Origin of the sequence: Microvirga sp. VF16 (assembly GCF_016864375.1) — a bacterium.
Taxonomy (GTDB): Bacteria; Pseudomonadota; Alphaproteobacteria; order Rhizobiales; family Beijerinckiaceae; genus Microvirga.
In genome coordinates this window covers 399,876-412,725 of the sequence record NZ_CP069358.1, presented here as the reverse complement: position 1 = coordinate 412,725, position 12,850 = coordinate 399,876, and the positions used below count along the sequence as shown (strand labels likewise).

General features: G+C 60.4%; 9 protein-coding genes and 2 pseudogenes. 3 read left to right on the top strand and 8 right to left on the bottom strand.

All coding sequences use genetic code 11. From position 1 onward, the window contains the following. Positions 1-18: 18 nt before the first annotated feature. The 3 genes from JO965_RS44780 to JO965_RS44770 all read right to left on the bottom strand — a co-directional run bounded on the left by JO965_RS44780 (position 19) and on the right by JO965_RS44770 (position 2,836). The gene (locus tag JO965_RS44780; RefSeq protein ID WP_203447567.1) at positions 19-1,086 is read right to left on the bottom strand and encodes a competence protein ComEC; all 1,068 of its coding nucleotides are present in this window, start codon (positions 1,084-1,086) and stop codon (positions 19-21) included. A gap of 444 nt (positions 1,087-1,530) precedes the next feature. Beyond that, the gene (locus JO965_RS48820) at positions 1,531-1,767 is read right to left on the bottom strand and encodes a hypothetical protein (protein ID WP_246777291.1); all 237 of its coding nucleotides are present in this window, start codon (positions 1,765-1,767) and stop codon (positions 1,531-1,533) included. Between the two features lie 781 nt (positions 1,768-2,548). After that, the gene (locus JO965_RS44770; RefSeq protein ID WP_203447566.1) at positions 2,549-2,836 is read right to left on the bottom strand and encodes a hypothetical protein; all 288 of its coding nucleotides are present in this window, start codon (positions 2,834-2,836) and stop codon (positions 2,549-2,551) included. A 950-nt stretch (positions 2,837-3,786) separates the two neighbouring features. Here JO965_RS44770 and JO965_RS44765 point away from each other — a divergent pair. The 3 genes and pseudogenes from JO965_RS44765 to JO965_RS44755 all read left to right on the top strand — a co-directional run. Beyond that, a pseudogene (locus JO965_RS44765) lies at positions 3,787-3,924 on the top strand (IS6 family transposase); the annotation flags it as partial. A 161-nt stretch (positions 3,925-4,085) separates the two neighbouring features. Next, positions 4,086-5,561, top strand: a complete 1,476-nt coding sequence (locus JO965_RS44760; protein WP_203447565.1) for an IS1182 family transposase — start codon at positions 4,086-4,088, stop codon at positions 5,559-5,561. A 155-nt stretch (positions 5,562-5,716) separates the two neighbouring features. After that, positions 5,717-6,283: pseudogene (locus JO965_RS44755) on the top strand (IS6 family transposase); the annotation flags it as partial. Between the two features lie 216 nt (positions 6,284-6,499). Here JO965_RS44755 and JO965_RS44750 read toward each other — a convergent pair. From JO965_RS44750 to JO965_RS44730, 5 genes are read right to left on the bottom strand one after another with little or no spacing between them, the layout of a single operon-like run. After that, a complete protein-coding gene (locus JO965_RS44750) occupies positions 6,500-7,192 on the bottom strand; it encodes a thermonuclease family protein (RefSeq protein WP_203447564.1) in 693 nt (230 codons plus the stop codon). A gap of 40 nt (positions 7,193-7,232) precedes the next feature. Beyond that, a complete protein-coding gene (locus tag JO965_RS44745) occupies positions 7,233-8,636 on the bottom strand; it encodes a hypothetical protein (RefSeq protein WP_203447563.1) in 1,404 nt (467 codons plus the stop codon). Next, positions 8,633-10,528 carry a hypothetical protein gene (locus JO965_RS44740; RefSeq protein ID WP_203447562.1) on the bottom strand — a complete coding sequence of 632 codons (1,896 nt, stop codon included), beginning with the start codon at positions 10,526-10,528 and terminating at the stop codon, positions 8,633-8,635. Before JO965_RS44740 ends, JO965_RS44745 begins: the two co-directional genes overlap by 4 nt. Continuing rightward, on the bottom strand, positions 10,528-11,373 hold the full coding sequence (locus tag JO965_RS44735) for a hypothetical protein (protein ID WP_203447561.1): 846 nt from the start codon (positions 11,371-11,373) through the stop codon (positions 10,528-10,530). The genes JO965_RS44740 and JO965_RS44735 overlap by 1 nt, the downstream gene beginning before the upstream one ends. Next, positions 11,336-12,805, bottom strand: a complete 1,470-nt coding sequence (locus tag JO965_RS44730) for a hypothetical protein (protein ID WP_203447560.1) — start codon at positions 12,803-12,805, stop codon at positions 11,336-11,338. The genes JO965_RS44735 and JO965_RS44730 overlap by 38 nt, the downstream gene beginning before the upstream one ends. Positions 12,806-12,850: the final 45 nt, after the last annotated feature.

Below are 12,850 nucleotides of genomic sequence, written 5' to 3'. Positions count from 1 at the left end.
AGAGGCTTGAGAGAGACATCAGTCTTCAACGTCCACGGAGAATGGCTCAGGTGTTGAGGCTATCCAACCGTCACGTGCAGCCATGTTGCGGGTATAGCGCTTGGTGATCCCTCTTGTTGCATGAACCGTGTAGCCGCGTCGGATAAACGCATTCTTCACCCTTTTCCGAGGATAGATGTCCGCGTCCTTGCCTACAGACACGTAAGCGTACCCTCGGATATTCCCTTCCTGCTCCAATGGGCGCCCGAGCCACCAATTCAGGACTTTCGGGGTTACATTCCTCCGGCTTCCATGGTGAGGCACCTGTACGAAGTTAGGCGATTTCAGAAGACCTAGTGAATACGCATAGCGAGCCGCTTCCTCCAGACCGGCAGGACCGACGTCGGCAGTCAAAAGGATGGTCTCACCGTCGATCGCCCCAAGTTGCACAATGCTTGTCTCGTTGGACGCAGAAGTAGGATCGGGATTGTCCTGGAGCGTCTCAATACCCCAGGCCTCTTGGACCTTCTGAACAACGGACTTCGCAACCTCGGCGACATAACCGAACACACCCTTCGTTTCTGCGTAGGATGCCGGAGTCTTATCCAGATCGGGAATGAGGCTAACATATCGCTGCCGGCTCGGCGCCATCACCCGAAACGGTCCGATAAGGCTTCCTTGAAAGGCTTCGTGAATAGGGATTTTCTTTCTGGCAGCAATCTTCTCGATCTCGACCAGATAAGGGTGCATCTGCCTCATCTTATCTATAAGGCCTGGAACGCTGTAGTTGCCGTGAAAGCTGTCCACCACCTCATCGGCGTAGAGCCACGGCCTATTCATCCAAATGTTTCTGACGTCAAAGTGCTCAATGACTTTGATCAGTCCACACGCGTGATCATTGTCCGCGTGCGAGAGAACCACATTCGCGATAACCGTTCCGGGGCCATAATAATGCTGCTCAATATGCTCGATTATGGTCTGCCCAGTGTCAACGAAACCTCCGTCGACGACGTGTACCCAGTATCCCTGCTCGTCGTCGCCATACCTGATACAGATGGCATCGCCATTGCTATCCCCAACGGGAAGAAACTCGATCTCAAATCCCATACCCAACCCCTAGCCACGGGCGAGAAAGTTGAGGATGGGAATGTCGTAAGTCAAGGTCGATTAGACACTGGCATTAGCGGCAATCGCACGGCCACGTGTGCGGTGGAGGCCAGCATCAGGTCTACAGCCCTGGGGGTGACCTTGAGCAGCTTGGTGCCCAGCAGCACCGTTACCAATGGCCGCGACAGAACAGGTCAACCAGTTCCGGCAGCTTGGAGTTGGAGTGGGTCATCACCGTCACCCGGCTCATCAACTCACGGGCAAGGATCAGCCTCTCCAGAGCCTTCTCAACGACACTGCAAAAGACATCGAGTTTCTCCTTCGTCCCTGCCCTGCTCTGCCCTGCGGACGGGACTTCGACTTCTTAATGGCTGCCGCCAGCAGTAAAAGATGGTTCGTCAGCCCTCGCGCTCGCAGGATAGAGGCGGCCATCGTCAGCCCCAACTACGGCAACCGGGTATAGAGGCTGAGATCCAGCCACGCATTCCAGGCGACTGCCGACGCTGCGACAGCAGGCCAATGGGAGGTCCATTTGACGAGATCGAGCCACAAGTCCTCGGCCTCATCCCGATCCGGGTCATAGACCAGATGCGACCGGCTCTTGGGCAGCGGAGATTCACCCGCTAGGACCCTAGTGGTGCGATCCAACGCGGCATCGATTTCGGCAATATGCACCTCCACGGGTCCGCATCATTGGCATAGGCCGGATATGCCTCGTCATCATCCGGATCAGGCCTCTTGCGTTTCGATGCCGTCGGCGCTTCGGCCCCAATCCCGCCGACACCTCTAAGCGCGGCTAGCTCATCGAAAGAAACTGGCCAGAGGGCCTTTCGAGCCATCGCGATCCTCCGAGCTTTAAGAGCTGCGCGCGTCCGGTCGAGTTCATCGGTTGGGCTGCGAACGTCCACGCTGGCGTCATGAAGGACGAAATTGCCGACGTCGACCAGATAGCCATCGAGCAATAGCGCTCGAACAGCCTCGGTCATATCGCAGCGGGACTGCCACCCGGCGGCCAGGCCCGACGCCGCCAACCGGGCATTGAAGCGGAGAATGGTTATCGTGAGCTGCTCTGAACAACCCGCAAGGCTCTCCCACGGCAGATCCGAGAGCGCTATAAATCGCTCAACATTGATCCCCTGACCCAAAATACGGTCGCATCGAGTTTAAAAGCGACTACACATTACCCGAACTTGGTGTTCCGGCCACGCTTACTAAACCATTACGATCTGAACTATCTCTGCCTCTTTCAGCTTACCGCGTTCTTCCAAAGCCTTAGCCAACGCTACGGTCTGAGTCCAATGTTGGTTCAAAATGCTTCGCGCGAACTGCTCGGCTGGCTCTTCGACAGAGGGATACCTTGTCAGGATAAGAGACAACTTGGCTTTATCCGTCTCTGGGCTATCGTCCTCCACCCCTCTCCACAGGCAAAATCCCTCATTCTCATTAACCTCAGGGGCAACAATCACCTTTTCCTTGCCAATGGCGACAGCGAGCTTCCAGCTATCAGATAGGCCGCGCAACGCATGGCCTTATCGGTATCCCGAATTTCTCCGATAGTGGTCGAGACTGCACCGCCGGGCGACGATTGCTCCAGACTAATTTCGATTGTCTCTGGAAAGTAAGACTTTCCAAGGCCAAGCCCCAACACAACTGCATGCCCGGCTTCGTGCACACAGACAACAACTCTGACGATCTGTGCCTTGGCATGCGTTTCACGCGCTGTGATAATCGGATCGTTTCGAACGACCATTCACATTCCGCTTATGACACGGCATAAGCTTGATGGATCGATTTAGCCCAGCCGTTTCCCAGACCAACAGATGGCGATCACCCTTCGACCGGTTCTGTCACCCGACTATGTCTTTGCCTTCGATCTCTATGTTGAAACCACCAGACCCCTCGTAACCGCCTGGACTGGGTCGATGACGAGCAGGAGTCGCAGTCGAGTCCTGCGGTTGCTGAACGAGCAGGACCAAAAGGTCAGGTCGATGGCGCTGTTCGTGCTGAAGAACGACCCTGCTTTAGCTTCTACGCGCGGCATGGCTTTGAAGTCGTCCGAGAAACCCAGTACCTTCGTAATGCGGCGCAGGTTGGATCGTGCAGCCTGAAGTCTGAATTGTAACCCATCCGAATAGACATGCAGTAGCAGCAAACTCGCCCACTTTCCTGTTCGAGCTATGATCATTTTCGTTCTGACTGGGGCTGGACTGTCAGCCGCGAGCGGGCTGAGTCCGTCCGCGACAACGGCGGGACTTGGTCCTGGTTCGATCCAGCGCCACCCTCTGTGCAGAATCCTTCCGTGCCACTCGGGTGTGGCCCCGACGGAACGCCAGTGTCCTGCACAACTCGCACGCTGGTATTGGTGCGACCACTTGGCTTCCGAGACGGCTTTATACCCTTGCTCCTCCATAGTCCCTTGCCCCCTCTACCAACCCGAACCACTTCGCTCATGCCAGCAATCCACACTGGAGATTGTGCGCGTCCAGTTCTGCAAAGCGGAGCGAAAGGACAGTATGCCTTCACATCTCTGCCTCGCGCACTACGAGCCTGGGCTGATGGGCTACCAGAGGGGCGCTCGCATCGTCAGGTAAGCGCATGAACAGGCTTCGCCGGAGTACATTCGTCCTGGCAGGATGTGTCGCAAACGTTTTGTTTCAGAGTTTCAGCTATACCCTCCTCGGTTTCAGGGAAGAGGGCGGCATGTTCAAGGGCAGGCATTTTGATCGCTCGGTGATCCTGCTCTGTGTTCGGTGGTATTTGGCTTACAATCTCAGCCTCCGGAATTTGGAAGAGATGATGGCCGAGCGGGGCATCGGCGTTGACCATGCCACCGTGCACGACGTGTGAGAAAATCCTCTGGGAGCTCCAACGTGCTACAATAGCCGGAGCCTTTCCAGGGAGGTCAGGTAATGGACCCTGTCGATCCGCAGGCCTCACGTGAGACGGTTCAATCTTGCTGTTCCCGCTCAGATCCATCACGGCTAAGGCGCGTTCGGCTGGTGCATGTTGATCGCCGGCAGCTGTGCTGGACCATGCTCGATGTCGAGCGACTGGTCGACGAGGACCATCCGGTTCGGGCAATCTGGGAGTTGGTGGGCCGGCTTGATCTGTCCGCCTTTGTAGACCGGATCGGTTCGCTTGAAGGTGGAGCTGGACGCCCCGCCTACGATCCTCAGCTTTTGGTGAGCTTATGGATCTACGCCTACAGCCGCGGCATCGGCTCGGCGCGAGAGGTCGAGCGTCGCTGCGAGCACGATCCCGGCTTCCGCTGGCTGACAGGGCTCCTCACGATTAATCATCATACCTTGTCCGACTTTCGCTTGGCCCACCATGACGCGTTGGACGAGGTCTTCACGCAGGTTCTCGGGATCTTGAGTGCGGAGGGGCTGATTGCCCTGAAGACCGTCATGCATGACGGCACGAAGATCACCGCGCAGGCAGGACCGAGCTCGTTCAAGCAAGAGGAGCAGATCAGGAAGCACCTGGCAGCGGCTCGCGAGCACGTTGCCGCCATGGGAGATCCGCGCCGTGAGGAGGAAACACCCCGGCAGGCCGCGGCCCGTGAGCGAGCCCGGCGGGAGCGGGTTGAACGGCTCGAGCAGGCCTTGGTCAATGTCCAGCAGATCACTCAGGCCAAGCGCCCCGGCTATGCTCGTGCCAGGCAGCGGCAGATTGGGGCGAGCGCAACCGATCCGGAGGCGCGGATCATGCGCCACGGTGATGGTCATTATGCCCTGAGCTACAACGTCCAGATCTCGACCGATGCAGCCCATGGCATTGCAGTTGGTTTGGATGTCGGTCAAGCGGCCCCTGATTACGAGTATCTTGCTCCTGCTGTCGAACAGATCGAAGAGCGACTGGGCCAGACACCTGATCAGATGGTGGTGGATGCCGGCTATACCAGCCGCGAGAACATCCTGGCGGCGCACGAGAAGGATGTCGAACTGATCGGCCCGTGGGTTGAGACCGATGGCCGGGTCCAGCAGCGGTTTGCGCGGGTGGGCGTGACCGATGCCTTTCTGCCCGACAAGTTCCCGTACGATCCAGCATCGGATACGTACACTTGCCCGGAAGGTAAGCGTCTGACGGCCCGCGACGGTCATGACCGGCCGGGACGAAGGCTGGTGCGCTACCAGGCCAGCAAGACCGATTGTCGGGTCTGTCCCAGCCGCCGGCAGTGCTGCTCGGGCAATGGCACCTATGTGCGCTCGATTGTCGTCACGCATGAGAACCCAGTGGTGAGCGCTTTCCGGAGCCGTCACACAAGTCCAGAAACACGGAGCTTGCTGCGTGAGCGCGGACGCGTGGCGGAGTTGGTCAACGCATGGCTGAAGGAGAAGCTCGATCTCCGGCGCTTTCACGTGCGCGGGCTGGCGAAGGTTGGCACGGAGGCGCTCTGGGCAGTATTGACCTACAATGTCCAGCAGTGGATCCGACTGCGGTGGCGGCCGCGTTTTGGAGCACACATAGCCTGAAGAAGGCAAATCGGCAGGTGCTGACGTCGCAAGCTGGGCCCCTTACCGAGTAGATCTCCTGCATAACGACTGCTCGTCCGCTCACAGACATCGTGGAGGAGTGACCACTGTGAAGGGAATCCACCTGGCCTGCCAAAGGGATTTTCTCACACGTCGTGCATCGCTGGGTCGTTCGTTACTCTCCCGAGCTGCTGGAGCGGTTCAATTGCCGAAAGCGAGCTGTCACCGGCAGGTGGCATATGGATGAAACCTACATCAAAGTCCGAGGGTGCTGGATGTATTTGTACCGGGCCATCGACAGCAACGGCGACACGGTCGAGTTCTGGCTCAGCGAACGGCGCGATCTGACGGCCGCCAAGCGGTTCCTGCGCAAGACATTCAAGCGATATGGCCGACCCGAGTGGATCGTCATCGACGGTAGTCAGACCAATCGTGAAGCGATCATGTCCTGCGATACGGAATGCCGGCTCCAGGATCAGTCAGGACGCCAGTTGAAGCCAATCCTGATCCGGCGGAGCCAATTTCTCAATAACCGCATTGAACAGGATCATCGCGGTATCAAACGGCGGGTTCGGCCGATGCTCGGCTTCAAGTTCGCTGTCTCTGCCCGAGTGATCCTGGGCGGCATTGAATTGATCCATATGATGCGGAAGGGACAGGCGAAGTATGCCTGCCATCCGCAGCGTTCATTGGCAGAGCAGTTCGATCTCCTCGCTGCCTGAACTTCTGACGAAATCTCAGCCGTCTTCGTGTTCTAGCTCCAAATTTGCGACGCATCCGTCTCCCATCAGACCCCCCGATCCCGCACGATCTCTAAAATACAATTACGCTCTCGCCGTCAACGGGACGCGATATCTCGTGCGGAACAGAAGTTTGCGTTTATAGGACATCGTCCCCGAAACCTCGGGAAACCCAGTGAACCGGGGATACGTTGGCCTTCAACGATACGCCCTGCGCCATCCCGCCTTCTCGGCGTCCGCCTCGTCGCAGAACCAACGTTCGCCCTTGGTCGTGTCGATCTTGGTCGCAGCGTAGTAACGGTCCCAAGGCATGTGATAGATGTGCTCACCCGACGCCGAGACGTTTCCTTTGATCGGGCATCCCTTGGAGGCTCCCGTCTGGGTCTCGGCCGTCGACTTGTGCCACCTTTCGGCCCGGTAGTCCCATGCGGTGACGTTTTTGGCAGCGAAGATCCCCTTGCGCTCGGCACGGGCCTGGCGCTCGGTCACCAAGTAAACATCGCTGTACCTGACGAAAGCCCACGCGAGTCCTTCGGCGACGAGGATCCCGTTGATGTCGCGCCCGGCCACCTTGCAGGAGCCGAGAAGCCTGCCCGTGGCATCCGCTTCCTCGTAGGTGCAGGTGACTACCTTGCCCTGGGTCAACTCCATCAGCCTGCCCCGCGCCTCTTGCCCGCACTGCCAGGAGCGGCCGGCTGCATCGACGCAGCTCTGGGACAGTTCAGGGGCGTCGATGCCGAAGAAGCGAACCCTCTTGCCGTCGATGTCGGCCGTATCCCCGTCGAGGACGTGGGCGTATCCGATGACCACGTTGCCTTTGGCATAGCCCGAGATCGCCGCGTTCGTGACGAAGACCAGCAAGGCCAGCCAGAAACCCGCATACCGCATCATGTGTATTTTTTCGTCCTTGGATCATGCGTTGGGTGATCGTCTAGCCCTTGTTGGCGTTCGCCACGTCGCCACCTGCCTTAGGCTGCTCCGGAGGCACGGATTTCCTCAGCCTGATCTCGATACGGCGTCGTTCCTTCACGTCGCCCTGCACGTCAGTTCCGTTCGCCAGCGTTTCGTCCGTCTTGACGAGTTGGGCACCGGACAGCGGCAGGATTCGTAACCCGGTCAGTCGACCGTCCTGCAACAGGCTCCTGACGACCGATACGGACCGCGTGATGCCGAGGCCGGCGTTGTCTCCAGGTCTGAGAGAGGCGATGGGCTTGTTGCCCTTGAGCACCTCGACCATGTCGCGGTCGAGATTGGAATTCTTGGCACCGATCGGCAGCTCGTCCGTGTGTCCCACGACCTCGATCACGTCGACGTCGAAGTCTTGCGCCGTCTTGAGCAGGGTCGGGACGACGACCTCATGGAGCCGCTTTTCGAAGTTGGTGTCGAGTTCCGCGCTCCCGAGCTTGAAGAAGTAGCCTCCGGCCTCGCTCAGGCTGATCATTGGCGGCCACTTGTGCCCGTTGGGATCGTCGCCCTTGCCATTGCCCTCATCGGCCTTCAGCGCCTTGATCCCTCGGTCCAGCGCGTCCAACGTCCTCGACAGATCGGAGGTAGAAGGGTCGATGCCGTTGGCAGACAGTGTCCTGCGCACGCTATCGGCAAGTTCGGCCTGACGCCGCAACGTGTTAGGATCGGCAAGGAGATTTCCATTCTCCCTGATAACGGCGAGGGTCACCCCGCTTACCTCTAGCTCGCGCATGGTCTCGGCGACTTCCGATTGCCTGCGCAGGGATTCTCCATCGGCCCCATTCCGGCGCAGCTCGTTCGCCTGGGCAAAGAACTCGGCATTGTCCCTGAGTTCCGCGACGCTTATTCCCCGCTCGATGACCGCCCGGACCGCGTCCCGGCTCTCCACGATCTCGTCCCACAGGTCGGTGATCATGGCGCCATTCGGCCCGGCCTGGTTCAAGGCATCGGCAACACGGGCGTCATTCATGATGACCGCCCTGAAGGCCTCTGCGATGGGTTCCATCTCCCTGAGGATCGCCAACTCGACCTCGGCCCTACGGCGTCGCTCCGCCTCTGCCTTGAGGTCGTCGGACAGGACTGCCGCCTGACGTTCGGCCTTCCGCCTTCCCTCTATCTCGAGGTTGAGGGTGAGCCGTAGGCTGGACAGCTCCTTCTGCATAGCGTCGAGGTCCGGGCGCGCGTCCCGAAGGATGGCGACATCCCGTTCCGCGCTCTCTCTCGCCATCCGCTCGCGCCTGAGTGTCGCCCCGGCCGCGAGGAGGAGGCAGAACACGAGGAGGAGCATGATCTCGGCCATGGTCAGGCCGAGGACGAGCCCCTGTCTGTAGGAGAACGACTGGCGTTCGATCTGGCCGGCTTCCTTCATCGGCTGACCTCAATCCCCTGGCCGTTCGCGGCCCCGATGCCATGGAACGGCATCGTCGCCTCAGGCGCCGGGCTGGTAATTATAGCTGACGGCAGCTTCTCGGCGGCAACGCTGATCGCGTTTGCTCCCTGCTGAATTGCGGGGACGAGACGGGCCAACGTTTCCATCCCGTCCGTAAGCCGATCCGATGCGAGCGAGACCGCCGAGGACAGTCCCTCGATCCTGGCCGAATGACGCTCGGATGCCTCGGTCACTGCCCGCGACACGCCGTCTGCATGGCCGATCTGCCTGTCGGCCGATGCTGACACGAGCCTGGCCATCTCCTCGACGTGGCCGACCTGCTTCTTGGCGGACGCGGACAGCAACCTCGTCATCTCCTCGACGTGTCCGGCCTGTCTTTCGGATGCATCCGAGGCAACCTTCATCAGGCTCTCGATCCGGCTTTCTTGCCTGCCGGACGCGTCGATGATGGACCTGGAGAAGTCGTCGATCCGCTTCGTCTGCATCGCCGTCGCGTCGCCGATCAGCTTTCGCAGGTCCTCGAGATGCGCGCGATTGCGGTCGGACGACTCCGAAACGACCTTGCCCAGCTTCTCGGACTGGGATGCCTGCTGCTCCGTAGCGTCCTTCACCATCTTGCCGATCGCCTCCACGTGGCCGACCTGCCGCTCCGATGCATCCGTGACGACACCTGCCAGGGTTTCCACCTGGGATGCCTGACGCTCGAATGCTCCCGTCGCTGCCTGCTGGAGTTCGCGCAGAGTCTCTGCGGTCCTCGCCAACACGGATTCCGCCCGCTGTGCCTGCGCCCCGGAGGCCGAGCCGAAAGCATCGATAACGGCCGAAAGACCCTTGATGGCGTCGAGGCATGAGGCGACTGCATCGCGCACGGCGACTTCAGACGCAGCGGATGCCTTCATGCCCACGCCTACGGCTTCCGATGCAGTGACGGTGCTTTCCCTGATGCTTTCGATCGCGGTATCGATGCCCTTTGCGTGGTCGTCGAGACGCTTGCCCAGGCGATCGACCGCATTCGACACGCCCTTGATCGTCGGGTCGAGCTTGATCCGGATCACCTCGTCCGGGGTCTGCATGGACGCGAGCTTCCCGCTGACCCCGTCAAGCGTCCCTGCGATGTTCGCCGCACTGACGGAAAGGCGTTCCGTCTCCTTCGAGAGTTCCTTGGCACTGACCTCCAAGGCGGCCGTCATCGTCGCTGTGAGCGTTCCGATCGTATCGCTCGACCGCTTCGAAGCGGCCTCCAGCGGCGCGGCGGACTTCTCGGTCACTTCCTCGAGACCAGCGAGCAGCCGCTTGCCGACTTTGTCGACGTGGGCGCTGACCTCGTGGAGGCTCTCCTCGATCGATTGCAGCATCGACCGCCTGAAGTGGTTGAACTCAAGTACGGTCGTATCGAGTTCGGCACGCACTCGTTTCGCCGCACCAGCCAGTTCGAGGCGCGCGACCCGCTCCACCTCCGCCGGATCGCGGCGCATCTGGTTGAACACGACGCGGGCTGCGATCCCGGTGATCGTCGATGCGATGGCAATGCCGAAGTTCTGGACGATGTATTCCGCGTCCCCGCCGGCATCGAAGTGGTAGAGCGAGGCACCGAGGCTCGTCAGGGTAAAGAGGAAGCCCATGTAGTAGAGGTTGTCGCCCGCCTGGTCGTCACGCAGGCGGACGTAGCGGGCGAGTGCCATGAGGGCCGCGTAGCCCAGCATGAACGCGACCGGCACGAAGGTGACGAGAACCTGCCCAAGCCCATATTGCTTCGCGAGGACGATGTATGCGCAGCCGGCGAGGACGAACGAGATGAAGAGGGCCGGAGGACCCCAGATCTCGTAGGGAGTCCGGTCGGATCCCACGTCGGGGATGGCTTTCATGCTCATCAACCTGCTCCCTGTAGCTTCTTCGCGCTCTTGAACCGACCGTTGCTGTCATCCACCCAATCCTTCCAGAACTTGATGTGCTCCGCGGAATTGATCGGCTTCTGCGTCACCCGCTGGACGTAGCGGAAGTTGACCTCCGCCCCGTTAAGGTCAGTCTTGACCCGCTTGTAGGCGTTCGACCTCTGGAAACGTCCATACGAGAGGTCGCCCTGATACTGCGAGTAATCGGACCCGTGCTCGATCAGGTCCGAGACGACGATAAGGGTCTTCGGCATAGCCGCCGCCCTGTTCCCGCCGAAGCGCTCCACGGCAATGCCCTGCAACGTCGCCAGAATCGGCGAGGTCTTTGACTCGGCCGGCGACAGGCCTGCCTCGAGTTCACGCTTCAACGGCTCGAGGTAGCGTTCCCGCCAGCGCTTGCGCCGGAGTTCAGGGTTGGTCGTAATGACGCTATCCCCATCGCCGGTGCCCGGACTGCACTTAGAGAAAACGGTGCTTCCTCCAGGGGCATCCTGGCTCAGGCGCCTGATCTCCAACAGCCCGTGCTCGGGCATCGCCTCGGCCGTATCGACCAGGTAGGTGAGGAGTTCCTGTCTCGTAACTCCTGGAAGGGCATCGGATGAATCCAGCAGGATGACCGTCGCGGAATGCGGTCCTTCAGGCGGGCAGAGGGTCGCGCTGTCAAGAATTGGCGGGGTCTTTGAGGTCATCCAGATGTATACGAGGATGCCGCACCCCAGCAGCGTCAGCGCGAAGATGCCGATGCCAACCGCGTGCAGGCCGCCGCCCTCGTCGCCACGCCTCCGGCTACGCGACGACCTTGAGTTTCGGCTGTTGCGCCGCATCCTCCACCCCCGTGAACATGTCCTCGATTTCCTTGTAGGAGCGAAGAGCCTTCTGGAACTCCGCGTGCATCTGCTTCTGGTGCTCCTCCAGCACCGATTGCGCCTGATCGATTTTGTTTTTCAACTCCTCGAAATCCTGTGCCTCGGCCGGGTTCACCGGGGGAGGCACCCGGTCCATCGTGTAAGGGCGCCTGAACCGTTCCGGCACCGTCTCCTTGGCGCGGTGGCGGCCATTGGTCTCGCGATAGGTGGCGAGCAGGGTGTTGGCGGCGCGTTCGAGGTTGTTCTGGTGCGAGGCAAAGAGCTGGAAGAGGCGCGACCTGCCTTGCAGAATGGCATCGTACTCACTCCGACGCAGGGCGAGGTCATGGGAGGCTTCGGACATGCTGTCGATCGCCCTGTCCCGGATCACCTCAAGGTTCCCCACCAGCCTCTCGTAGAGCCTCCTGTAGTCGGCGTGCGCGGCCTTCATCCGCTTCTCCAGGGGTCCGAAGCCTGGATAGGGATCGAAGGTCAGGAGCGCGTCGACCACCGCCCCGAGGGAGAACACCACACCCATCGCGCCGAAGAGCCACGACTTCATATCGGCCAGCCCGAACGGGTTCGTCATCATGCGGGTGACCACCTCGCGGCCTCCCTCCTCGAGAAGGGAGCCGGAGACCTCGCGGTAGTGTGCGAGGGCAAGGTTGAGGATCAGGACGAAGCCGACATAGAAGATGATCGAGGCCAGCCCGAACAGCTTGGAAAACCAGTGGCGGTGGTTGATCCGGCGCATCCCACCCCAGGCGATCCCGTAGCTGCCGACGACGTTGAGGAGCGCGAACCCGATCGCTTCGACGATGCCGCCGATGAGGCCGCCCGCGTTGCCCTTCTGGAGGAACGAGCCGTTCATCACGACTTCGATGAACGCCAGCATGAACAGTACGGAGATCTTGAACGTGAGCAGTCCGCCTTCCGCCTGTTGGGACACCCGCTTTATCCGGTGAGTGGCCTTGAAGTCGTCCCTCTCCACCTCGCATTCCCAGACGTGGCGGCGCCGGACGAAGAGCTCGTTCCTCCCCTGCATCGCCTCGGCCATGAACTCGTCCACCGCGGCGGGGGCTGCCGTGCGGATGGTGTTGAAGCGTTCCTGGAAGTCGAGCGCGCCGAGCCTCTGGTCGTAGACGCGGAGCTCCTCCGACATGCTGTCGTGGGCGGAGTTCCTGTGGGTTTCGATCCGGTCGACGACTCTCAGCTCGATCTCGTCCATCGAGTCGGACTCGAATGGCGGCTCGTTGCGCTCGCCGCGTGTCCGGGCCTCCCTGCCGAGGTCGAGGTCCCTGGCTATGCGGTCGGGATTGATGTCGGGGAAGGCCTGAAGGGAAGGCTTGAAGTCATGATATTCGTTGCGCAGCCCAGAAAGCAGGCGTGCGACAGCACTTTGTTTCGCCAATTCTCAGTCCCCGGCAGCCCATTTAACAATCAGGGCGTTAAGGAT